The sequence below is a fragment of the Halioxenophilus aromaticivorans genome (assembly GCF_042850945.1).
Classification (GTDB): domain Bacteria; phylum Pseudomonadota; class Gammaproteobacteria; order Pseudomonadales; family Cellvibrionaceae; genus Halioxenophilus; species Halioxenophilus aromaticivorans.
In genome coordinates, this window is the sequence record NZ_AP031496.1 from 3,842,730 (window position 1) to 3,868,045 (window position 25,316).

Genomic DNA, 25,316 nt, shown 5'->3' on the forward strand with positions numbered 1-25,316 from the left:
TGTGGGAAACGGCGAGATACCGTTTCAAAAACTCTAGTAGGGTAAGCCCCCACTTGTGCGTTACACCTCCGTTTGCACGGTATCGTTGTGTAAGACTTTACTGCGTATTTTTTTGGAACAAGTAAATTGCACACCTGTGAGCTTAATAAACACTTCTCCGGTGAAATCGGCGACCTCGATATTGGCCAGCAGCCTACTGTTAGAGCTCTCTACAATAGTTGCCCGTAACAGCACTTTTTGGTCAAACGCTAACGGCTTGGCAATTTCTATACTCTCAACGCCTAAAGGCAAGCCGGCGCCGTCGGTATTGAGCAATACCCAAAGATACGGGGCCTGCAACAATACATCGGCCAGATAACCATTAAAGCGCCGGGGTGAAAATTGCCCGTACTCAGCATCGGAAAGCCTTTGCAGTTCACCGCTGGCAACAATTTCTGTGGCAGTCACCTTGTGTATCTTCTTTAACCCGGCGAATGCGGGCCCATGAAAAAGCCAAGCTGGCTCACCACTGGCCGAGTACAGAGCTCGTTCACCAAGATCCGCTTCCTGCGATAGGTCGATGGCCAAACGCCCTAAATCCAACTCCGCCTGAGCGTCTTGTAACTGCACATCAGCGCTGTAATGCTGCACTGTTTTACCTTGATTGGTACTGGTAATCACAACGCTCAACGTCGGGCTTTTGGCATCGAAGCTAACATCGCTGGCAGGAGCCACAGAGGCGGTAAAGTGTTCAGATTGCTTGCCGTCCAGCACAACACCCTTCAAAACGCTGAAGCCAGTGATTTTTTGAACGGCAAAATTGGGGGCATAATTACGAGCGCAGTCGATTAACCAGCCAAGGGCACAGGTTGCCGGCAATACAGGACTACCACCAATCACATGGCTTTTCAGGAAGGGGTTCGCTGCTTGAGCTAAGTCTCGGATATAGCTCCTTGGGGTGGCTTCGCTGCGAACCCATTTACCACTACGAGCGTAATTTGCGCTGCCCACAACGATTTGCACATCGCTTTGATTACTGTACTCCCGCGCAAATATCTGCGCGCCGGTATCTACAGGAATAATAGCCACGCCCCGCTCTTGGTAGGCCTTTTTCAAAGCCGCGTTAACCATACCACTGTCCCAAGGGCCCCAATCAATAGACTTAACTTGAACCCTGGGGTGCTGACTCTTGAACTGATAAGCCAACTTGTTGAGTACCTCGTTGGCGGCGGCGTAATCTACTTGCCCGGCATTACCGAAATACCCCGAAACCGATGAGAACAAACACAATGTCTTAAGTTGACTTGCTGGAATAACTTCCAGCAGATTTTCCAAGCCTTTTACTTTAGTGCCAAACACCATTGTAAAATCGACCAACGTCTTTCGATCGATTTTTTTATCGGCTAAATTGCCTGCGCCGTGTACGATGCCGGTTACTTTACCCAGCTGTTGTTCGGCTGCAGTAACTTTTTCCGCCAGATCTTTTTTATCCAAAATATCGCAAGCCAGGTAGACGGCTTTACCACCACAAGCGGTAATATCTTTAATGGTTTGACGTATCTCGAAAGCCTGGACTATAGGGTTCAGACGTTTGTCGATTTTAACCGGGGTTAACTGTTCACCCTTAGCCTGCATATCAGCGATAGCCGCCGCCCGCAGTGCGTTTAAATCGTCGCCGCATTCTGCTACCCAGCTCGGCTGACCTTGTTCAATGTCCGTGCGGCCCAGCAAAATAAAGCTGGCTGAGGACTCGGCGGCCAAGGCCTTAACGCAGGACGCCGTAATGCCACGCCCACCGCCTGAGACCAGAATCACATCGGCGTCGCTTACACTGTTGCTTGCTGAAAAATCCAACGGCGCCAGTTGCAGAGACAGCGTGCTACGCTGACTGAGCGACATGCGCCCCACTTCTAACAACTCACTGCTTGGATCTTGTAGCTCTTGCAGGATAACACCAGCGGCATCGCCTGCTGATAATTTCGGTTTAAGATCAACGGTTTTACAGCGCACGCCGTTCCATTCATAGTTCAGCGACTTCACCAAGCCACTGTAGCCCGAGGTCACTGTGGCAAAAACGCGTTTACCAGAGGTCCCTAGCTGGCCATCCATTTGCGAACACACCATAAAAACGGCATCGCCCGCGGCGGCTGCGGAGTTTAGACTCTCTTGCAGATGCTTTGCCAACAGGAATAACGCATCAACACTGGCGTAGTCTTTTTTATTGAAGCTTGCTTTGATGGATTTGGCAGTCGGCGAGGTCGAGACTAAAAATAATACACCGCCAATTTTTCCATGCTGTTGCTCGATGCTACCCAAGGTATCTGTAATCGCCGCTTCGGTGAGCTCAAGCAGGCTAAAATCGGCGTCTTTATCTTTGCCAGTTAAGCTCAACCGGATGGATTTCTGCTGCTGTTCTTGCAATTGTTTTGCCACAGCACCGGCCAGTTTAGGGTCGTCATCAACCACTAGCCAAGCAAACCCTTCGGGCAAAGCCAAAGGCTGTTGGTCTGGCAGAGCGATCTCAGTGAGTTCTGCCCTGTAGCGCTCTATAGGTGTAGAAGACTCTAGCGACTGCGCCAGTAACACTGGCGCGGATGCAGAGAAAGTTTCTTCGACTGATGATATTGCTCCTGCCGTATTTCGAAGATCGGCTTTAACTACGACAGGATCAGACTTTACCGAACTCACATCATTGGATGATGTTACAAAGCCAATGGAGGTCATCACATCTTGCACGCCGGCATCTACCGGGCCGGCCGGGGTTTTAGCGGGTGCAGCCGCAACGGGGCTAGGCTCCGGTGCTGTTACAGCAGAGCCCGCTGTCTCTTTAAGGCTGTTCATATAGGCCTGGATTCGACCGTATAAAAACTCAACCATTTTGTTGATGGTGCTGAATTGGTCTACGTCGACGGTTTCTAAATCTAAGTATTCCTCGGCGTTTTCAATGCCGGGCATGACGTTAGAATCAAAGGTTTCAAACATGGCACCAATGATTTCGATTCGCTTAATAGAATCGATGCCTAAATCGGCCTCTAGATCCATGTCCACGCCGATCATGTCGTCGGGATAACCGGTTTTATCGCTGATGACTTTGATCAGGTCCTTAGCCATTTTCTCTTCGGTGAGATTTTCCAGCTCCGCCAGGGCTTTTTGTTCCTCTTCGGTTAATCCCGAGGCCGCAGCTGCGGGAGCAGGCTCAGGTGACGCAGCAACGGTGGGCTCAGGCATGGCTGCAGGGCTAGTCATTTCCGGCAAGTTTGGCGCCGGTGCGGCTACGGTAGGCACAATAGATGCGTAGGCGTTGGTAGCTTCTACGGCTGGTGTTGCCGCCGGAGCTGGCATCGTCACAGGCTCGATTGCAGGCTCCGCCAACTGTGGGCTGATGGCCGAGGCAGAAGGCGCGGCACTCACACCAGCACCCATTAACGCCTGCTGATTCAGGAAGTACTTTTCGTGATTGAGGTGATAGCAGGTTTGATTTTTTTCTAACAGCTGCAGCGTTTGGTTTAAGCTAGCCACCATATCTTTGAAGTTTGCGCTGTCACCATGCTTATCGAAAACTTCGAATTGTTTATTCATCATTGCCTGGAGAAAACCAACGTATTCTTTTTGGTTTTCTTGAAACTGCTGATGAACCTGATTAACACTGTTCTGGGCGTTGATCTGGCTACTAAGAAGCCCTGCTGCTTGGCCTCTTGCTGCTTTGCTTTGGTCAGTCATATGATTTTCTAACTCCTCGTAATCGTTTAGGTCGTCCAATAACAGGGCATGAGTCCAATCTCTAGCCTGCTCACGCGGCGCCAGAGAATCGTCTGAGACAGGCTCAAAAACAGGCTCGGTAGGGGAAGAAGTCTCGGTAAGGTCGGCGCCTGGCTTGTGAGTTACCAACATAGCTTGTACTTGCTGCTCTATGTAGTCATCCAAGGCCGCGGTGTCCACACGGTTGGCTTTTTCTCGGCGAGCTTGGGACGCCGCGGAAAAATAATAGCCACCATTCACTCGGAAGGTTAGCCGTTTGTTGGTGGACTTAGACTCAGGCAAAATGGCGTAAGGGTCCTGACCAGAAAGCTCAATGCCATCGACAATCATCTTCGCCAGCGCCTTGCGAAAGCTCTCACTCTCGTTCGCATTTTGGCCTGGATCTAGGCTAACTACGGTGTGCTCTCTATCACCGAGTATTTCGCTTACCAACTTGCCTAAAACACCTTTCGGCCCGATTTCGACAAACCGTGTGCCGCCAGCCTGATAAATGTTTTCTATGGTTTCTTTAAAACGCACAGCACTGGTCAACTGCTGAGCCAGGGCAGATTTTATGGCATCACCTTTTACTTGATGCTCACAACCGCTCACATTTGAATAAACAGGAATGTGTGGCCGTTTAAACTTAAAGTCTTTCAGGCCTTTCTCAAACGGCTTTGCGCCATGGGCAACGTAGCGTGTATGGAATGCGGCGGATACGGGTAGCCGAGCACAACGCACACCGTCATTTTTAAGTTTTTCACACAGCCGGTTTATTTGATCGCTACCTCCACCCAGCACGATTTGATCGCCGGAATTGATATTCGCCAAATAGATATCATCGTAGGCTTTTATTTCCGCCTCTACGTCAGCTAACGCTAGGTTAACCGCCAGCATGGCGCCACTGTCTTTTCCGTCTTCTGCCTGGCTCTTCATTGCGCTGCCGCGCAATATAGCCAATTGGTTGAACTGGTCTTGATCGATTACTTCTGCGGCCAACAAGGCGGTTAACTCGCCGAAGCTGTGGCCAGCCACGAAATCAGGTTTAAAGCCATACCGCTTTAAAATATTGTAGTAACCGGCACTCACCGCACCAATGGCAGGTTGGGCGTTATCGGTACTGGTTAATGTTGTTTGGTTAGCTTTGGCATCGCCTTCGTTAAATACCGGCGCTGGGTACACAATGCGAGAGATGGCCTCTTGTTGTAAATCTGTCCGGCAGGCATCCATGCTGGCCAAGGCTTGTCGCATCTCTGGGTATTCATTGGCGATGCGACGCCCCATGTCCACATACTGAGAGCCTTGACCAGGAAACAACGCTACCACCCTGCCCTTACCATTGGTTGGTGTAGCAAAGGGACGATAGTAAATTCCTCGAGGGTGCTCCCAGGGCTTGTCGCCGTTACGCTGTAACAGGCCAATAGCTGTTGCCAATAATTCTGCCGCCTGCTCTGCATTTTTCGCAACAAATCCGATTCGCGCTTCGTCTGCGCCCAGTGCGGTATGGTTTTGACGCTTTAGCAATTCGGTAAAGGCCTGCTCTGGACTATCGCCACTTAGCGCGGTCAATTGCTCCTGACAAGACTCAGTTAATTGCAGACAAGAATCTTTGTGTAATATCACCACCTGTGGCGTTATGTTCAGTCGATATGGCTCGGTTTGTTCTTGTTGGTACTCCTGCATTACCATATGGTAATTGGTACCGCCAAAACCAAAGGCACTGACTGCGCCGCGCCTTGGGCCCGCTTGCTTAGCCTTAACCCAGGGGCGATTTTCTGTATTGACGTAGAACGGCGAATCCTGTTCCACAAAGAATTTATTGGGCTGCTTTACATTAATGGTAGCCGGATACACTTTATGATGTAGACTCAGCGCCATTTTAATCGCCGAGGCAGCACCGGCAGCACACCGTGTGTGGCCAATTTGCGATTTCATGCTGCCCACAGCGACGGATTGTTTATCCAGGCCGAGATCACCGTATACGGTGTGTAAACTTTTTAGCTCGGTTTGATCACCGGCTGCGGTGCCCGTGCCGTGAGCTTCTATCAGCTCGATGTCTTTGGCGGTTATGCCGGCAATATCGTAGGCGCGATTGATCGCCAATACCTGGCCCTCTCGGCGCGGAGCAAAAATACTTTTGGCTCGACCATCACTGGCACCGGACAATGACTGGATTACGGCATAAATTCGGTCGCCGTCGCGCTCTGCATCTTCCAATCGTTTCAGTACTAACAAGCCCACGCCGTCGCCCAGCATCATGCCGTCGGACTTACTGTCAAAAGGACGTGAGGTGTTACTGGGTGAAAGCGCCGGGGTACGGCTAAAACATAAAAATGAGAAGATGGAGTTTTCGAGATTAACACCGCCGGTCAATACTGCGTCACAACTACCATCGGCTAATTCGCCGATGGCCGCCTTCATTGCCGCCAAGCTACTGGCACAGGCAGCATCAACCATGTTAGACGTGCCGCCTAAATCGAAGAAGCTGGCAATACGACCACAGGCAACGTTGCCCAAAAAACCGGGGAAGCTGTCTTCATTCCACTCTAAGTATTGATCGAGTAAGCGGGCAACAATGTCATCTGCCACTGGCTCTGGTAGACCGGAGTTTGACAGGATTTGTTTTAGGAAAGGCGCCTGCTGACGAGCCGCTAGCATAAAAGAGGTGTTACCGTTACCGGCGCCGCCCAGGATAACACCTACGCGCTCGCGGTTAAATTTGCAATTCTCGTCGAAAAGACCGGCATCTTTAAAAGCCTGCTTTGCTACGTATAGGGAAAAAAGCTGCGCGCTACAAATAGATTCGAGCATTGCCGGGGGAATTTTAAATTCCACCGGATCGAAATCAATGGGGGGAACCCAACCGGCCTTGTGGGCATAGGTTTTGTCTTTGTCCTTAGTGCCGGGCTCGTAGTAATCGCTTTTTTTCCAATAACCCTCGAAGTCTAAATTATCGGTAATAGCATCGACTTTGTTTTCAACGCTGCTCCAAAAGTCGAATAGATTTTCAGCACTTGGAAAGTGGCTGGCCATACCAGTGATGGCAATAGGCACACCTTTTCGCATTCCCTACTCCTGTTTCCTTGATGCACTTACGTGCGAAATCAAAAACGTTTTGGCTTCCTGCCTCTATCTAATCTATTTTGCTGTCAATCAGGCGCGACCCCCCAAACCAGATACAACGAAAAGCCGACACACCTGGGCCTGCTAGAATAAATCCAATGGCATTAACTGCTTGGTTAAGTATCTGCGTAGGGAGAGTCAATAGACTGAACAAAGGGATAGGACAAAACATATAAACCGCAACCAGCCCAACTATATTAGGCCCAGCTAAAAGATGCAGCTAGTGTAACTAGTATCCGTGGGGTTTGCAGCAGGGCCGACACTTCACAAATACTGACATACAAAAGACTTATGCTGACACATGGCCACACAAACTAGGTTTTAAAGACAATAAATATAAAAAGAAAGATAACGGCCGTCGCTAGACATGACTGAGCGCACAGTATTTTATTTTTTTATTCGATCAAAATCCATTACCGCCCTAGGTTGGCGGGCCAAATAGCCTATACACTCAGTGACAACATTTTGCGCCGACCTAACTGACAACCCACTTCTGACGTGCCAGATTTATTATTGCTTTAGCCCTCGAAAACCTTAATAACTTATCCATCCCTCAACCCTGCCAACCCTTTTCGGCCACTGCTTTTTTCCACTGGATATAAAACGACAATAGCCGTGGCTGTACTCGCAATTAATTTGAAGAGATTTTTACGTACTGGATCAACGACACGCGTTAGGACAATGAGTCACTTGGATTATTTGGAGACGTTAGATTTTTCTTATTTTTAATGTTGTTAGCGCAGTGTTGGGGCTGGCGCTATTGGGACTTATTTAACCTCTGTTGCCACACTCTATTTTTAAGCCCAATTTTTAAGCCCAATTTTCAACCCCTGCTTTCTCACCCTGCTCGCGCTCTGTTTTCATACCGACTTTCACACCCCAACCGGTGCAGCGGCTAGAGTGTTTAGCGTGCCTGCCAGGCTGCAATGCTTGGCTAGGCCTGCATCTGTAAAACCATTGAAAAGACGGATCAACGATTGAACACCACCGTTTTATCCTCGTTCAACAAGACTCGGTGCTGAGCGTGCCAAAGCACAGCTCGATACAACACGACTCGCTCCACATCACGGCCGATTTCCACTAAGGCATCGGGGGTATTGGCGTGAGTGACTCGCTCCACGGCTTGCTCAATAATCGGACCTTCGTCTAGGTCCGGCGTCACATAGTGCGCCGTTGCACCGATCAACTTAACCCCGCGCTGATGAGCCTGGTGATAGGGTTTAGCCCCTTTAAAGCCGGGCAAAAACGAATGGTGGATATTGATGGCCTTGCCCTTCAGCTGCTGGCACAGGTTATCCGACAAAATTTGCATATACCTCGCCAGCACCAGGAAATCCGCTGCAAGCTCTTGCATCAACGCGAGTATCTGCTGCTCCTGCTCTGCCTTGGTGTCTTTGGTAACTGGCAAATAGTGGTAAGGCACACCGTACCACTGGCACAAAGAGGCCATATCCTGGTGGTTTGACACCACTGCCACTATATCGATGGGTAACACCCCTCGCTTCCAGGAGTTGAGCAAATGTTCCAAGCAGTGCCCCCATTTGGATACCGCTATCACCACCTTGGGTTTGTATTGGTAGTCGTGCAACTGCCAATCCATATCGAAACGCTGGGCTAAGGGCTGAAAAACCGACCGCACCTGGGCTAAAGATTTCTCGCCCTGACAGGAACTCAGTACCGTGCGCATGAAAAATTTACCGGTGTGGGGATCTTCGAACTGAGACGATTCTCGAATGTTGAAACCCTGGAGAGCGAAGGCGTTGGCCACTGCGGCCACGATGCCCGGTTGGTCATTGCAGCTAAAACGCAGTACGACTTCGCTGACGTGTCCATTGTCGGCCAATGTGTTGCTGGCGTTCATTAATACTCCCTGGGCTTTCCATTTTGGGCGGAATATACCACATTGCTCATTAGCTGGGTAAAGCTGAGGCTGGTTGCTTTAATCAGCCGCGCTCAAATCGATTTTGCATTAGTAGCCCAGGTTCTATGTCATAAACTTTATAAACCGAATGACAGGCTGAAACCGTAAAGCCTCCTGAGGTTCCCGTAGTGTCGAGCCCTGCGCAAAGTTTGTGGGAGTCTTAACAGTGATGGCTGGCATGTGGGTGAACTATCCGTCCTCACGGCAAACTAATATAGACGACTGGTGGCTTGGAGAATGCCTACTAGCAGCGTGGGAACGGCTATACTTGGGTTACTGTGGTTTGGTGTTGCCCGACCCTCAGCCCTATCCGACGTACATCCGTCATTGTCCATACACGTAACGGCGCTTAGGCATCCGTTCTGGGGTAAGTGACCCCGTAAAGATAGGATCGTAATGTCGGGGCCACCCTGAAGGTCACCAGCAAGACCAATAATTATTAACCTGCAGTCTGCTTAGAAATCGACAGAATCGCCAAACGGATTGGCACACTTATGGCTTCGCCACTGTTTATTGTGTATCCATGCCAAATGGGTGACACGTGCAAACAGCCGTGGTCTTAACGCCGGTGTGGCGTGGTTACTAACGTGTCAATCATGGCAGACCCGTATAAAAAAGTGGGCTATCCAACAATGCCAAAGTCCCTGTTTTGTCGCTGTTCACCCAAAGTTTATCGCCCGGGCATACTCGCCAGGGCCAGCCTGTGGTTGCTACTGCCCGCTGTAGCCAGCACAGCCCAGGCAGCCCCCGCCGACGACGTGTACGATGAAATAGCCCGAATCGAATCGGAACAAGGCGCCTTTGGCGCATCGCTAGGCGAGCACCTGCTTAGCCTTGCCACCGGGTACCAAGCCCGTGGCAAACACGTTGAGGCCGTTGAAGCCTTTAAGCGTGCCCTGCATGTGCAACGCATTAACGAAGGCTTGTACAGCATGAATCAGGTGCCGGCCATGGAGGCCATGATCGAAAGCCAAATTGCCCTGGGCGATTGGGACGAAGCCGCCAAACGGCATTCGCACATGTACTGGTTACACCAGCGCAACTTCGGCGTCGATGACCCTCGCATGCTGCCAATGCTTGAAAAAATGAGCTCCTGGCATCTGAACGCCTTCTCCTTAAGCCCCGTGAATATCGCCAACCATTTGTTGAGCGCGCATCAGTTGTTTGCCATGTCGATTGACATTATCGACAAAAACTACGGCCGCGAAGACATGCAAATGATCAAGCCGCTGAAGGGTTTGGCCGTGTCTAATTATTATCTCGCCACCTTAAAAGCGGAGCAAAGCCGACGCTCGGCAATGATGACCACCAGTAGCAATGGCAACGACACCGCCCAGGCCGAGCGCAAAGCTCGATTGGATCATTACATCCTCAACAGTTATTACAATGGCAAACAAGCCATCACCAAAATGATCGACATCTACGAGACCGCCGATCACACCGATCAATCGGATTTGATTGCTGCCCATGTACAGCTGGGCGACTGGTACATGATGTTTGATCGCTCCAACGCGGCCATGGGCCAATACGAGTTGGCGTTTGACAAAATTGCCACCACTAACACCTTGGATGAGTTCTCTAAAGAACTGTTCGATAAACCTCACGCACTGCCAGATATGCCACTGCTGGAAACCCAGGCGCACAACCCAAACCAGCCCCACGACTATGTGCTGGTGAAATTTGATGTCACCTCCCGTGGGGAAGCGCGCAACGTGGATATTTTGGAGTCGAAGCCCGAAAACCACGTCGGCAACCGCGCTATGGTTCGCCGCAGTTTAAAAAGCGCGAAGTTCAGGCCGCGCATGGTGGCCGGTAAACCGGTTGACACTAAGGGCATCGTACATCGCTACATACTGCCTAAATCTTAATTCAGCAGTAATCATTGGCAGGACGGCGCGGTTTATCGGCGGATGTAACAACCAAGCCATGACGTCGGTATGCCGAGGCGGCGTTACCTGTTTATCCAAGGCCCGCTAAAAGCGAACCTACACATTAAACACAGAGTATTTCTTGGGATTATGGAGTGCTCTGTGAGGATAAAAATTTGTGGTAAATTGGTAATAACGGACGACGAATAATCGTAACAAGACCCAACGGATTATGGGGTGATAATGACGAGCCATACATAAATCGACGTCTTTAGGCGTTTTGCTCGCTGGGGGTAAACTTTCTTCTCACTTCTGTGTCCCAGATTATCGTCCCGTTAAAATTGCAACCTTATCTCATTGAGGCCGCCATGCTTATGCACCGCAGCGATAGAAGAAAACTTTCGCCCCTGGCCCTGCTGGTCGCAGCCATTACACCCTTAGTTTTAAACGGCTGCGGAGCACAATCCACTCAATCCCAAGCTTCACTCCCAACGCCTCCTAGCGCTAGTAGCAGCTCATCGGCGGGATCAGCCGGTGCCAGTGCCGGTTCCGTCGGCGCCAGTGCGGGGTCTGTAGGTGCTAGCGCGGGTTCCGCGGGGGCCAGCGCCGGGTCCGTTGGCGCTTCTGCCGGCTCAGTGGGCGCCAGTGCCGGATCCGCCGGAGCCAGTGTCGGCTCGGTTGGCGCTTCTGCTGGCTCAGTGGGCGCCAGTGCCGGATCCGCCGGAGCCAGTGCCGGCAGCGTATCGGTTTCCGTGGGCAGCAATGGTGCCAGCACTGGCACCATCAGCACCGGCTCAGGCAACAAACCCGGCAACCAATCACCTGGCTCCAGTCGCCAGGGCGACGGGCAAGACGGCCAGCAACAAGCCAGCAGCGCAGACCGCGGCCAACACAGCGACCAGCCACCCAGCCTCGACGAGGGTTCCAGTGGCGAACTTGAAGACTTTTCCGAACAGGCCAGTGGCGGCGGAGGCGGCGGCGCCAGTTCAGCCGAGCGAGTGGCAGAACTCGAAGGCGCATTGAACAGCTCAATCAGCAGCTACGATGGCATGATCCTGCGCGAGCGAGAAACCATGGCCAACCGAGCCAATGCCGCCGGCAGCGAAGATGAACTCAGTGAAACCGAAGTGTCCGGGCCTTTATTCGACGAAATTGGCAGTGGCCAGCCCGAACAAGACGGCCCAGGTGACGCTTACGAATCCAGTGGTGGCGGCAACATGCCCGCTGGCACCGCCGGCCGATCCGGAGACTACTCGCCCACCGGCAGCGGCGCCCCACCGGCGGATATCCCCAGTGGCAACGACGATGACATCGTAGCTCGCCAAATCCGTGAGGCAGCGATGAAAGAATCAGACCCAGAGCTGCGGGAAAAACTGTGGGAAGAATACCGCAAGTACAAAAACCAGCAGTAATTTTGGTTTTGCTAACTGAGCCCGCGACGGAATAAAAAAATCTATGGTCAACACCAACTATACCAGGCTTGCAACATCCACTCTTTGGCTGCTGACGCTACTCACCGTGATGTTCAGCAGTGGCTGCGCCCGTACCATCGTTAAATCTACTCAGCAGACGCAATTGGATGTTACTCAACAAGCGATCCCAGACAATCAATTACTGGACGTTGGCATAGTGGTATTCGACCCGGGCATCGACTATGACAAAAAACAGTTGGTGCCGGTATTCCCAGAAATCCGCAAAGCCGAAAGCCACTATTTCGCTGTGCAACTGATGAACTCCTTACAATCCAGTGCCGCCTGGGGCGCCGTGCGGGTAGTGCCCAGCGCCAACGCGGCTGTGGACTTGATCATTGAAGGCAAAATCGTCCAATCCGATGGCGAATCCCTGGAGCTGCATATCAAGGCCGCCGATGCCACCGGCTTTACTTGGCTAGACAAAGAATACGAACGCGTCGCCAGCCGCTACAGTTACGACCAAAAGTCCGGCATAAATCACGACCCATTTATGGGCATCTACAACGAAATTGCCAACGATCTTCTGAACATAAAACGCAAACACAGTGGCGATGATTTGGCTAAAATCCGCGTAATTAGCGAGCTTAAATTTGCCCGAGACTTCTCCCCCGAAGCCTTCGATAGCCATGTCGAAGTCAATAAAAAAGGCGTTTATGACGTCGCTCGCCTGCCGGCGGAAAACGACCCCATGCTAGCCCGCATCCGCGACATCCGCGAGCGGGACTATCTGTTTATCGATACCCTGCAAGATTATTACGGCACCTTTGTAAAAGAGATGGAAAATTCCTACGACGACTACCGCAGCCAAAGCTACGAAGAAGTTTTAGCGGTAAAAGAGCTGCGTAAACAGGCGCGCAACCGCACCCTGGCCGGCGTGGCCGCGGTGGTGGGCGGCGTGGTTGCTGCAGGCTCCAGTAGCGGCAGTGCTCGCGCCGCAGGCCAAATTGGTGTTATCGGCGGCGGCTATTTAATTAAGCAGGGCTTGGACAAACGTACCAACAGCCAGATGCACGTTGAAGCATTACAAGAACTCGGCGATTCCTTGGAAGCCGACGTTGAGCCGCACTATTTCGACCTGGAAGACCGCACCGTTACCCTCACCGGCAGCGTGCAAAACCAGTACTCCCAATGGCGAAAAATATTGCGTGATATTTATCAACTCGAAACCGGAGGCGTCGCGAGCCAGTAGATTGCGAGTGCCTGCGCCACTCGCCCCGGTGCCAACTAAGCGCCTTACACCACAGACTACCCTCTAGACCGAACGCAAAAGCTTATGGAAAACCAAAAGCCGAACACTCCCCCCCCCTGGGCACAAGCCCCTATAGAATCCACACCCGCCACCCCTTGGTGGCGCAATCCGAAAACCGCTTTGCCCTTAGCCGGCTTACTGGTTTTATTGTTGGCGGTGGTTTTTTGGCTGCCCAATCAGGTAACGGTGCCGGCCAGCACGGCCAATAACTCTTCAACCGCCAGCACGGCGGTTGCCAAAAAACTCGAAGAATCACCCTGGACCGATGCCCAACTGGCCAAACAACGACGGGACGCGCAAGACATATTGGCGCGCCTTTTGGACAAGCAACAGTCCCTGGAATCCGCGGCAGTAAACCTGTGGGCGGCAGAGGCTTTTGCCAGTGCCATGGCAACCGCAACCGAAGGTGACGACCTGTATCGGCAACGGGACTTTGAACCCGCTAAGCAGCGTTATTTAGCCGCAGAAAGGGCCATGGATGAGTTGCTGGCGCAAGTCGACCAGCAGTTTGCCCAGCGTTTAGCCGCGGGCGAAACCGCGTTGGCCGGCAACGACGCCAAAGCCGCTGTGGAAGCGCTGAGTGCAGCGGCGGCAATTGACCCAAGCGATGCCGAGGCCGCCCAGCTACTGGCGCGGGCGGAGGTTTTAGGAGACATCCTCACCCTGGTGAAGGAATCGGACCAAGCGTTGCTGCTCAACGACATCACCACCGCCGAAGCCAAACTCAACCAAGCACGAGCCTTGGACGATCAATCTGACTACGTCGCGAGCAAACAAGCCCAATTGCAAGCGACGCAAAAAGAAACGAGTTTCGCTAGCCGAATGTCGAAGGGCTACACCGCCCTGCAAGCGAAACAGTTTACCGACGCCATAACAGCGTTTGAGTCGGCACTGGCGCTGAATCCGGGCGCAGAAGATGCTCAAGCGGCGTTGCGCCAAGCGCGCAATGGCGCCAGTCAGCACACCATCAACAACGCCATCGCCAGCGCCCGGGCGGCAGTCCAGGCCGAGGATTGGACCCAGGCAGTTGCCCACTACGACCAAGCCCTAAAACAAGACCCAACGTTGGTGTCTGCCAAAGTGGATCGCATCAAGGCCGAGGCCCGCCGTCAGTTGGACGACAACCTAGGCAAGCTGTTAGCAGACCCACTGCGCTTGTCAGACGACGCCGTGTATCGCGCCGCACAGAAAGACCTAGCCGACGCACAGTCACTTGCGACACCGGGCTCGCGCATGGCCAAGCAAGTAGATCAACTCAGAAGCGCCATGAAAACCGCACAAACACCGGTGCAAGTGACGCTAACATCGGATAACCAAACCAAGGTGACTTTATATCGCATCGGCCAGCTGGGTGAGTTTGAGCAACAGTCCTTAAATTTAAAGCCCGGCCAGTATGTGTTGGTGGGTTCTCGGGCTGGATTCCGAGATGTTCGCAAGGAATTTACCGTGCAAGCGAACCAACAACAAACCATCGATATTCAGTGCACAGAGCCCGTAGCCAATGGTTGAAGCCCAGCTACTGCCAACCAATCAATTTAAAACGCTGGGGCAAACGCGCCCTGCAACTTGCCACCGACGGACCCAACTTCTGCTCCCTAAGGCCGCAGTGCACAATGAATGATATGACCACGAATGAAATAACGGCGCCTGCCAAACAGAGGCGAATCACGGCGATTGGGTTCACCCCCACATTGGCCAGTGAAGCCAGTAAGGGCCCTAAAATCCAACCTTTGTACATAGGCGTTGGCGTGCTGTTGGCGGTGGCCCTAGCCATAGTTTGGTTTTTGGTGGCAGCTCGCTCCGTTATTGTTACCGCCACGCCCGTGAATGCAGCCATCAGTATTGAAGGAGGGATGAGTTTTCGCATTGGTGGCAATTACTTGATGCTACCCGGGGATTACACCCTTATCGCCCGCCATGAGGAATATCATCCGCTAACGCAGGACTTTACTGTAACCAAGCAGGACGTTCAAACCCTCACTCCCAGCCTCACGCCCCTGCCCGGCTCATTGAAAATCATCACCCGCCCTGCAGCGCAAATAACGGCTTACCTAGATAACCATGTGGTGGCGCCAGAGGCCGTGCAGCTGCTGGATGAAAAAAACACGGTTATTGCTAACATCAGTGCCGGTAACCACAGCTACGTGTTCACCTTTGAACGCTTTCAAGATGTGCGCGGGTCTATCGACGTGGAGGGTCGCAAACAACAGCAAACCTTAGAGCTGGAATTAGAACCCGCCTGGGCCGATATAACCGTAGCCACAGTGCCTGCGGGGGCCGATATTATTTTGGACGGGCAAGTGATCGGCCAAACACCGGGCACAGTGGAGATTCTCTCCGGCGACCGAGAAATCGTACTGCAAAAAGACGGCTTCAAAGCCAAAACCTACCCACTGAGTATTGAACCCCAAAAGCCTCAAGACCTGGGCGAGCTGACCCTGGAAAAAATCGACGGATTATTGAAAGTTACCTCTACGCCCAGCGCCGCAGGGGTTACCGTGAATGGTCAATACGTTGGCCAAACACCGTTAGAAACCGCCGTCACACCGGGGGATCAGGTATCTATTTCGCTGTTTAAAGACGGTTACCAATCCAGTCAGCAAACCGTTTCGTTGGCCAGCGGCGAAACTCGTGCCCTTCAGCTCAACCTAGCCGCAGAAATTGGCGAAATCAGCATTAAAGCTAAGCCCAACGATGCCCTGTTATACATCGATGGCCGACTCAGTGGCCGGGCTGATCAAATTCTAAAACTGCCTTCCAAGCAACACCGGGTTACCATTCGCAAGGAAGGTTACGCCGATTTCAATACCACCGTGCTACCTCGCCCGGGCTTAACTCTAAGCCTGGCGCCGAGCTTAAAAACCACCGAACAAGCGCTGTGGGAAAACATCAAACCCACCATTACCACCGCGGCCACCGATCAAACGCTGAAATTATTCCGGCCGGAAGTCACTTTTGAAATGGGTTCGTCGCGTCGAGAACAAGGCCGCCGCGCCAACGAAGCCCAGCGCAAAATTGAACTCACACGGGCGTTCTACCTGGCGCCACTGGAAACCACCAACGAGCAGTTCCGGCGCTTTAGACGCAGCCATACCTCCAGCCATGTATCCGGCAACAGTTTGGATAACGACGGCAACCCAGTGGTTAACGTGAGCTGGCAAGATGCGGCACTGTTTTGCAATTGGTTATCGGAACAAGAAAAACTGCCCGCGTTTTACCAAGTGGAAGGCGGCAAGGTCACTGGGTTTAACCCAGAGGCCACCGGTTACCGGCTTCCCACCGAAGCCGAGTGGGCTTGGGTGGCTCGCTACCAAAACGGCAACATGCTGAAGTACAGCTGGGGCCCCACCTTGCCACCACCGGCGAAAAACGAAAATATCGGCGACCGCAGCGCCGCCGCTCTACTGGGCACCATCCAAGCCAGCTACGACGACGGCTTTGCCGTCACCGCTCCAGTGGGCAGTATGAAGCCAAACCACAACGGCCTTTACGATATCAGCGGCAATGTCGCCGAATGGATCAACGATTTTTATATGATTAAAACCGGGCTCACTCAAACTGCAGAAGTGGATCCGCTAGGCCCATTGCAGGGCGACTACCACGTTATCCGTGGTGCGAGCTGGGCCAATGGCGGCATCAGCGATTTGCGATTATCGTTCCGCGATTACGGCCAGGACGCTAAAAACACCCTGGGCTTTCGCATAGCTCGCTATGTGCAATGATCAACGACACGAGGGACTTTAAATGGTTAAAACACCCTATACAGCGTTGGAGTCACTATGCGCCTAAGTAACGTTAGTTTCGTGTTTGTTTTGGTGTCCCTGGCCGCCGGTTGGGCCTTTGCTCAGCAAGAAGAAAGCGATGCCGCCAGCAGCACCCAACAAAGCACTACCGCCGCGGGCAGCAGCGATCAAGAATTTACTCCCACCGAAGAAATCTCAGAAGATTTATCGGTGTCGTTTCCCATTGATATTTAACCCAACCGGTGCGCTGCTAGGCAGGCACGGTTAGAAAGGAAAAGCTATGAAGCGCAACGGCTCCGCCGAATTTTTGTACCAATTGTTTGCTCTGATTATTGCGGCGATTTTAGTGCACGGTGTCTATGTCACCGTCATTCGGCCTCAGGCCAACGCCTTAGTGCAACAGCAATTAGAGCAACAAGCCGAGGGCGGCGTCTATGTACAGCAGCGCTCGTTATTTGTGGTATTAAAAGACTACGAACAAGAAGCGTGTTTTATTTTGCTGTTTTGGGCCCTGGCCATCATGGGCTACAAAGCACGTGAGATCTTGCTGGAGCGCAAGTCATTACAAGGATCGTTACTGAATCTGCGCGACGGAACCAGCATCCTACCGGAGGACGCCAGAGACCTTTCTCGCCCCCTGCAAGCTTTGCCAGAAAGCCAGCAAAGTTTGTTATTACCGCGTTCGCTGATTAAAGCACTGCAACGCTTTGATAGCTCCAAAAGCGTTACCGATGCCGCCAATGCCGTGCGCGAAACCTGCGCCACGGAATCCGATCGTCTAGACAGCGAATTAGCCATGGTGCGCTACATCGCCTGGGCCATTCCCTCCATTGGGTTTATTGGTACCGTACGCGGTATCGGAGAGGCTTTGGGCCAAGCCCATAAAGCAGTGGAAGGCGATATCGCCGGCGTTACCGTTAGCCTGGGCGTGGCATTTAACTCTACTTTTATCGCCTTGGTGATCAGTATAGTGGTGATGTTTTTTTCCCACCAACTGCAACTGATGCAAGAGCGACTAGTGCTGGATACCGAAAACTATTGCGACCGTAATTTGCTGCGCTTTCTAACCGTACGAGACTAACCCCAAGCATGACTGACCTGCCAACCATTTTAGAAATCAACGACTGTGCGGTACGCCTGACCCAGGCCGAGCAGGTGCTCGCAAGCCCCGGCTTTGCCTTGTTTGAAGACAATTGGGTGGCCACCGGTGATGAAGCTCAAACCCGGTATCGACTGCGGCCTCTCAATGGCAACAATAATTTTTGGCAGCAACTCAATTTAGATCCACTGGGCAACGCCAGCGGTTTGATTCAACACAGCGGCGATTTGGTCTATCACCACCTCAGCCAATTACTGGCAGATGCCGGCGAAAACGGCAGTGATGTTCGGCCACTGTTGATCGCCTATCCCGGCTTTTACAGCGACGAGCAGTTATCGCTTTTACTGGGAATTTGCCAAAGCCTTAACCGCCCGGTAGCGGGCTTAGTGAACAGCGCCTTGCTATTCGCCGCCAACCAACCGCCCGGAAACTACCTTGTTATTGATCAATACCTGCACCATACCTTGATTAGCCAAGTTGCTATTAGCGCGCAACAGGTGAGCATTGAAGCCAGCCAGCTGTTATCCAATACCGGCTGGGTATCCCTAAGTGACGCCCTGGCGCGTGCCATCAGCGACGAGTTTATTCGCCATACTCGTTTTAACCCTCGGCACGACGCGGAACACGAACAGACACTGTACAACCAGCTACCTCAGTGGCTGGAGCAAGTCAGCGCCGGCGATTGCAGTGTGCAAGTCGCCGATAAAAGTGTCACCCTGGGTTTCAATGTGCTGGCCGATGCAGGCCGCAATGTATTGCAGCCGATAATGGACGGCGTAGCCGAAATGCAGCAACGCTCGGCGGCTCAGGTATTGCTCTGCCCCAGCGCCGCGGCGTTACCGTACTGGTATCAAGATTTGGCAAAAGCCCAACTAGAACCCCAACACCTAGCCACCCAGGCGCAACGCTTTGCTGCGCGGCTGATAGATACCAGCGAGCAAGAAGGCGTACTGCTCACCGAAGAATTGGCATTGAAGGATGCGGCATCACCTCAGGCTGAGGCCGCCGCAGCATCATCGGCAACGCCGCCGAGCGCTAAAGCCAGCCGAACAATCACCGCGCAACCCACCCATATTTTAACCGGCGCCCACGCCCATGCCATTGCCGGCGAAAATTGGTTGGCGGCAGAAGAACCCGCCCTCTGTGCCACCGAACCCTCAGCCTGCTTTGGCAAACTCAGCCGCACTGCCCAGGGTAAGGTTATCTTTACCCCCACAGCCAGCTGCCTGCTCAACGACCAAACCATCACAGAGCCTACAGAACTGCAAGCGCAAGATGTGTTGGCTAACGACCAGGTTCGCTATCAGCTGATCCAGGTGATAGCGAATGGCTAGAAAACGCCGCTTTAGCACCTTCAGCTTGTCCTTTCTCGACATTATGTCCTGCGGTTTTGGCGCCGTAGCGTTGATATTTTTAATCATTAAACACGATGTCGATAACCAAACCGAAAGTCTGCATCCAGAATTACAGGCAGAGGTTTCTCTACTCGAAGAGGAAATACTCGACGGCGAAGCCAATCTTGTCCGCGCCAAGAATACCGTCTCTGAAGTTGACCAACGCATTGCCGAGGCCCAGGGGTTGGCGCGTATCATCAACGAAGATCTGAATACCGTGCAGGCCGCAATCAAAAATACCGATGATCCCAATTTGGATATCACCGCGCTGAAACAAAAATTGGAAGAGCTGGAATCCGAAAAACAGAAACTGGAGCAAGATAACCAAGAACTGGGCAACAAAGCGCGGCGTTTTGTGGGACAGGGTAACCGCCAGTATTTAACCGGCTTAAACCTGGGTGGCGCCCACGTGTTGATATTGCTGGACAGCTCCGCCAGCATGCTGGACGAAACCATCGTCAATATTGTGCGACGTCGCAATATGGATAAACAGGCCAAAATCGCCAGCCAAAAGTGGCAGCGCGCTCTGGGCACCGTGGAATGGCTAACCGCACAATTACCGGAGGCCGCCAACTACCAAATTTTTAATTTTAACAGCCAGGCCAAGCCCGCTATTAGCGGCAGCGAGCGTACCTGGCTAAAGGTTAGCGACAAAGCCCAACTGGAGCGGGTTGTAGACAACCTACGCCAACTCACCCCGGAGAACGGCACCAACCTGTACCAATCACTTACCGCACTGGCCGGCCTGGATCCAATACCGGACAACATTTTTATCATCACCGATGGCCTGCCGACCCTGGGCCGAAAAGCCCCGAAAAAGAACACCATCACCGGCCCAGACCGACTAAAATTATTCAATGAGGCGGTGGACTTGTTTCCCAAGGGCGTGCCGGTGAACACCATACTGCTGCCGTTAGAGGGCGACGTCATGGCTGCTCCGGCTTATTGGCAATTAGCACAACTCACCCAAGGCGCCTTTTTAACGCCCTCTAAGGATTGGCCCTAGTTATGACCATACGGCGCCGAGAACGACGCAGCAGTGAAGAAGCCAGCATGTCCTTTCTGGACGTGGTGTGCTGTGGTTTTGGCGCTATTGTGCTGTTGTTGATGATCACCAAAAATGTGCAGCCAACCTCGCTGGAACAATCTGAAGTGCAACTGGATGGCCAGGTGGCGGATTTGCAGCAAAAGCTGTTTGCCATCCGAGGTGAGACCCAAGTCTTTAACCGCGCAATGACCGCCAAGCACGAGCAGCTGGACGACATAGAAAAACGAATCGCCATTTTACGGGCGCAGCTGGAAGACGAGCAGCAAAGCTACGCCTTACTGCAGGCGAATGCCAGCTCCAGCAACGACGAACAAGGCCGACTGGAACGAGCGCTGCAAGCCCTTACCGCTGAAATGCAGCGCCTGTTGGGCGAAAACCACACAAGCCAAAACAGTTTGATAGGCGGCATTCCGGTGGACAGCGAATACATCGTTTTTATTATTGATACCTCGGGCAGTATGTACAACTATGCCTGGGGTCGAATGATTAACGAAATGATCAATATTTTGGATATCTACCCCAGCGTAAAGGGCATCCAGGTAATGAACGACATGGGCGACTACATGTTTACCAATTACCGCGGCAAATGGATACCGGATACTCCCGGCCGCCGCGATGTGATTATTAAACGGTTAGCCACTTGGAATCCGTTCAGTAACTCCAGCCCAGTGGAGGGCATTCAAAAAGCCATTCGCACCTATTACGACCCGGATAAAAAAATCAGCTTGTACGTGCTGGGCGACGAATTCACCGGCAAATCCATTGGCGATGTCATCGACACCGTCAATCGTATTAATCGCCAGCGTGACGACGGCGAAAACCTCGTGCGCATCCATGCGGTGGGCTTTCCCGTGCAGTTTTCACGACCCAGTAACTTACAAACCACGGGCATACGATTCGCAGCCCTTATGCGCGAACTCACCCGACAAAACGGCGGTACTTTTGTTGGCCTTAATGACTTTAGGCAATAACCAAAATGAACGTTCTCTTACCGATTATCCAATCCACCAGCGCCACGCTCATAGCCCCACTGCGCCGCGCTTGGCTGTTATTCAGCGCAGTCATTGTGCTGTCTGGTTGCACTAATTCCCTGGTGGTGGTTGGCGACTTCCCCCAGCCCCTGGCCGCCAAAACCGATATCACCATGGCGGTGGTCTACGACAAAGCGCTGACCGAATATGTGTATAAAGAGGAGTCGGAATCCCGCGCCCGCTGGTTGATTGACGTGGGCAATATTCACAAGAAATTCTTCGGCCAAGTTTTCCAGCCCCTGTTCGCTCAAAGCCAAGCGCTTAAATCTCTGCAAGCGGCCGAGGGTAACAGCGAAATCGACTTGATTCTGGTGCCTAAAATAAATGAATTTCAGTACTCTTCGCCCAAAGAAACCCGCATCAATGTTTATGAAGTTTGGATTAAATACAACATGCAGGTGTACAACACCGACGGAGAACTCATCGCCGATTGGATAATGAGTGCCTATGGCAAGACGCCCACGGCGTTTTTAAAGTCGAAAGAAGAAGCAATGAACCAAGCGGTAATTGTGGCTCTGAGAGATCTGGGCGCGAGTCTGACCTCGGGCTTTACCAAAGTGCCAGAGATTCGCGCTTTTCTTGAAGGCGGCAATTAAGTCCGCAGACCACACGTTCACTCGGTTAAACCAAAACCCACTAGAGGTTAATTAACATGGGCAAGCTCAATCACCACACCACTCAACCGGATAGCCTCCACCTGGCGCACCACTGGCGCAGTGTTGCAGTGGGGCTACTGGCGCTGCTGGCCAGTGCATGCACTACTGTGACTATCGATGAACACAGAACTTCCAGCCAGCGGGCGGAGATCGGCGCAGAGCAATCAGTGGTGGTATTGGGTCGGCGCCACTCCAGCGACTATGAAACCGAACCCAACCTCGTGGACTGCGTGGGCAATGTGTTGCAAAGCGGCAGTGATGGTTTAAACGTTATTGCGGAGCGCGCTTTTTTAGATGCGCTCTACCCCTGGTTCGAACCGCGCACGGCACCCATGCATGTGCGCGATTTGGACCGCTACCTAAAGCACCCTGAAATTGCAGCCGCCATGAATGACTACCAGGTGCGTTATATCATTTGGATTGACGGCAACACCGAGAAAACCGACAGCGCGGGCTCCATTGGCTGCTCCATCAGCGTTGGCGGTGCCGGCTGTTTTGGTTTTGGCACCTGGGAAAACCAATCCGACTACGAAGCCAGCGTTTGGGATTATGAAAAGCTCGAAACCCAGGGGCAAATCAGTGCCGATGCCAGCGGCACCTCCTACATGCCGGCGGTGGTGATTCCGATTCCCATTATTGCCCGTGTGCAAAACAGTGCCTGCAAGGGCATGGGTGAGCAACTCAAGCAGTTTTTTTCCAGCCAACCTCAACCACAACAATAAAGGCCCATGGTGATGTTTAACTTTGGCGTGCTACCAAACTCTACTGTAACCGCACTGTTGTTAAGTGCCGCCTTGGCCTTGCCAGGCTGCGCGATTAACCCGGCCACCGGCAAACTCGACACAGTTACCATGAGTGAGTCCCGTGAGATCTCCATGGGCAAAGAGCTGCACGAAGAAATGATCAAGACTGTGCCGCTGTACGAAGACGAGGCCATTAACGAATACGTGCGGGCAGTGGGCAAAAAAGTGGCGGCCGCCAGCGATCGACCAGACATCGAATACCACTTTTTTATCATCGACAGCCCCGACATTAACGCCTTCGCCCTACCCGGCGGCTATATCTACGTAAACCGAGGTCTGCTCAATTATTTACAGAACGAAGCGCAACTGGCCGCGGTGTTGGGCCACGAAATCGCCCACGTTACGGCGCGCCACCATGTGCGTCAAAAATCGGCCAGCACCGGGCGCAACGTGGGTGCCGTGTTCGCCGGTATCCTCACCGGCAGCTACACCGTGGCCTCTGCGGCGGCAGAATGGGGCAGTGCCGCAGCCGCCGGCTACGGCCGAGAAATGGAACTGGAAGCCGACGGCTTTGGTGCCCAGTATATGAAAGACGCGGGTTACTCACCCGATGCCATGATCGATGTTCTAGCTATCCTCAAGGCACATGAACGGTTTAGCAAACAACAGGCGCGGGATGCCGGCCGCAAAGTGCCTTCCTACCACGGTGTCTTCACCAGCCACCCCAGTAGCGACCAGCGCTTGCTACAAGCGGTGGCCGATGCCAAAGAAGGTGAAAGCCAAAGTACCGGAGCCAAGGGCGAGCTCAAAGCCGAGGAATTTAGAGACAACACCGACGGCATCATTTGGGGCGACAACCACGACCGCATCGCCCAGGCCGCCGAAGCCGCAGCCAAAGCCTCGGAAGAAAAACAAGACAAAGAGAACCGCTATATTCACAACCGGCTGGGCTTTACCATTGTCTTCCCACAGCAGTGGCAGGTGGCCAACCAGGGCGCGGTGTTAACCAGCGCACCAGACGATAACAGTGCCGAAATGCAACTGCGTTTGGCTCGGGTGGACCCCAAAACCGATTTTGAAACCGTTCTGCGCGATCAATTCGACGTTAAACTGCTGAAGCAATCCGAGCCGTTAAGCCAATTTGGCCTGCGCGGCCACACCGGCATCAAACCCGGCAAAGCCCGAGACGGCAGCGAGGATCAACGAGTCGCCATTTTGGTCCACGGCAACCGAGCCTACCTACTGGAGGGCTCGGTCAATAAACCAGAACCCGGCGTCGACTACGACCAACTGTTTCTCGCCAGCATCCGCACCTTACAGCCGGTGGCACCACGGGCGCCCAGCAGGCTCACTACCAAACACTCCAAAACCATCAAATACGTGGTGGCCAACGACAACACCACATTTGCGCGGCTGGCCAATGAGCTGAAAATAGGGAACTATGGCGAAGAGTACCTACGCTTGATCAACGGCTATTACCCCCGTGGCGAACCCTACCCCGGCGAAATCATCAAAATCATCCAGTAGCCCTGTTAGTGGTTCAACGCCACGGCCTGTTGACCGTGGCTGTGGGTGGCTACAGCTAGAGTCTCACCCGCTTGGTCGGTAACTAAACTGCCGCGAGCGTATTGGTTAGAACTGCCCAAGCCCAACCGACGAGCCTCGGAGTAGGTCATGGTACGATCGCCGGGCTCAAATACCCTCAGGCTACCGGTGTAGTCCGCCATATAAAACGGTAAACCCACCTGCTCAACCAGGCGGGTGTCGATATCAGAGAAATACTTGTGGCTGCGGTGCTCAGCGCCGTGGGTGTGCCAAAGGGCGACGGTTTTGCACCCCTGTGGCGTTCTCAACGTCACGGTGACATTACCTGCCCCCACCTTACCCGCCCCCACACTGTATCGGTGGCCTTCTTCACACTGATAAACTGCACCCATATATTCTTTATCTTGGGCAATAGACTGGGGGTTGTAGCGATTGGCGGCCGCGGTTACCGCTGCGGTTTCTGACACAAACACTTCATTAGCCAGCTCGGCTACAGTGGCCGCTTGGCCTGCCGAGGCGAAGGACAACCCGATGGTCAACGCCACCAGGGCTTTACCCAAAGTGCGCTTAAATTCTGAGTTTACAAACGTTGCCAGAGGTCTCATTGCGGTGCTCCTGAAGGTGCATGGGAATGAGTCCTAGCTTGGCGACTGAGCCGTTTGTAAACCTTTTGGCTTTATAAAGTATCCGAATGCAAAGCGAAAAAA

The 25,316-nt window shown here is 52.9% G+C and carries 16 protein-coding genes; 13 read left to right on the forward strand and 3 right to left on the reverse strand.

Translation table 11 applies throughout. The features are described from left to right. Positions 1-60: 60 nt before the first annotated feature. Together ACGHM3_RS16460 and purU are read right to left on the reverse strand one after the other, a co-directional pair. Positions 61-6,783 carry an SDR family NAD(P)-dependent oxidoreductase gene (locus ACGHM3_RS16460; RefSeq protein WP_345425170.1) on the reverse strand — a complete coding sequence of 2,241 codons (6,723 nt, stop codon included), beginning with the start codon at positions 6,781-6,783 and terminating at the stop codon, positions 61-63. 1,027 nt (positions 6,784-7,810) lie between these two features. Further along, positions 7,811-8,701 carry a formyltetrahydrofolate deformylase gene (gene purU, locus ACGHM3_RS16465; RefSeq protein ID WP_345425174.1) on the reverse strand — a complete coding sequence of 297 codons (891 nt, stop codon included), beginning with the start codon at positions 8,699-8,701 and terminating at the stop codon, positions 7,811-7,813. Between the two features lie 656 nt (positions 8,702-9,357). Between purU and ACGHM3_RS16470 the strand changes: the two genes are divergently transcribed. From ACGHM3_RS16470 to ACGHM3_RS16530, 13 genes are all read left to right on the forward strand, one after another. Continuing rightward, the gene (locus ACGHM3_RS16470; RefSeq protein ID WP_345425177.1) at positions 9,358-10,629 is read left to right on the forward strand and encodes a hypothetical protein; all 1,272 of its coding nucleotides are present in this window, start codon (positions 9,358-9,360) and stop codon (positions 10,627-10,629) included. Positions 10,630-10,997: 368 nt separating this feature from the next. Beyond that, entirely contained in the window at positions 10,998-12,041 is a 1,044-nt protein-coding gene (locus tag ACGHM3_RS16475) for a hypothetical protein (protein WP_345425180.1), read from the forward strand. 43 nt (positions 12,042-12,084) lie between these two features. Further along, entirely contained in the window at positions 12,085-13,290 is a 1,206-nt protein-coding gene (locus tag ACGHM3_RS16480) for a hypothetical protein (protein ID WP_345425183.1), read from the forward strand. Positions 13,291-13,374: 84 nt separating this feature from the next. After that, positions 13,375-14,859, forward strand: a complete 1,485-nt coding sequence (locus tag ACGHM3_RS16485; protein WP_345425186.1) for a hypothetical protein — start codon at positions 13,375-13,377, stop codon at positions 14,857-14,859. A gap of 104 nt (positions 14,860-14,963) precedes the next feature. Beyond that, positions 14,964-17,072 carry a PEGA domain-containing protein gene (locus tag ACGHM3_RS16490; RefSeq protein WP_345425189.1) on the forward strand — a complete coding sequence of 703 codons (2,109 nt, stop codon included), beginning with the start codon at positions 14,964-14,966 and terminating at the stop codon, positions 17,070-17,072. A 57-nt stretch (positions 17,073-17,129) separates the two neighbouring features. After that, positions 17,130-17,327 carry a hypothetical protein gene (locus ACGHM3_RS16495; protein WP_345425192.1) on the forward strand — a complete coding sequence of 66 codons (198 nt, stop codon included), beginning with the start codon at positions 17,130-17,132 and terminating at the stop codon, positions 17,325-17,327. A gap of 46 nt (positions 17,328-17,373) precedes the next feature. Next, positions 17,374-18,174 carry a MotA/TolQ/ExbB proton channel family protein gene (locus ACGHM3_RS16500; RefSeq protein ID WP_345425195.1) on the forward strand — a complete coding sequence of 267 codons (801 nt, stop codon included), beginning with the start codon at positions 17,374-17,376 and terminating at the stop codon, positions 18,172-18,174. Between the two features lie 8 nt (positions 18,175-18,182). Then, positions 18,183-19,526, forward strand: coding sequence for a hypothetical protein (locus tag ACGHM3_RS16505; RefSeq protein ID WP_345425198.1), 1,344 nt, complete (start codon positions 18,183-18,185; stop codon positions 19,524-19,526). Continuing rightward, positions 19,519-20,592 (forward strand): hypothetical protein, encoded by a 1,074-nt coding sequence (locus ACGHM3_RS16510; RefSeq protein ID WP_345425201.1) that lies wholly within the window; start codon positions 19,519-19,521, stop codon positions 20,590-20,592. The genes ACGHM3_RS16505 and ACGHM3_RS16510 overlap by 8 nt, the downstream gene beginning before the upstream one ends. A gap of 2 nt (positions 20,593-20,594) precedes the next feature. Then, entirely contained in the window at positions 20,595-21,605 is a 1,011-nt protein-coding gene (locus ACGHM3_RS16515; RefSeq protein WP_345425204.1) for a hypothetical protein, read from the forward strand. Positions 21,606-21,610: 5 nt separating this feature from the next. Beyond that, entirely contained in the window at positions 21,611-22,261 is a 651-nt protein-coding gene (locus tag ACGHM3_RS16520; RefSeq protein WP_345425207.1) for a hypothetical protein, read from the forward strand. A gap of 56 nt (positions 22,262-22,317) precedes the next feature. Beyond that, on the forward strand, positions 22,318-23,043 hold the full coding sequence (locus tag ACGHM3_RS16525) for a hypothetical protein (protein WP_345425210.1): 726 nt from the start codon (positions 22,318-22,320) through the stop codon (positions 23,041-23,043). Between the two features lie 12 nt (positions 23,044-23,055). Further along, entirely contained in the window at positions 23,056-24,591 is a 1,536-nt protein-coding gene (locus tag ACGHM3_RS16530; protein WP_345425213.1) for a M48 family metalloprotease, read from the forward strand. Between the two features lie 5 nt (positions 24,592-24,596). Here ACGHM3_RS16530 and ACGHM3_RS16535 read toward each other — a convergent pair whose 3' ends face one another. Further along, positions 24,597-25,214 carry a DUF4329 domain-containing protein gene (locus ACGHM3_RS16535; protein WP_345425216.1) on the reverse strand — a complete coding sequence of 206 codons (618 nt, stop codon included), beginning with the start codon at positions 25,212-25,214 and terminating at the stop codon, positions 24,597-24,599. Positions 25,215-25,316 lie beyond the last annotated feature (102 nt).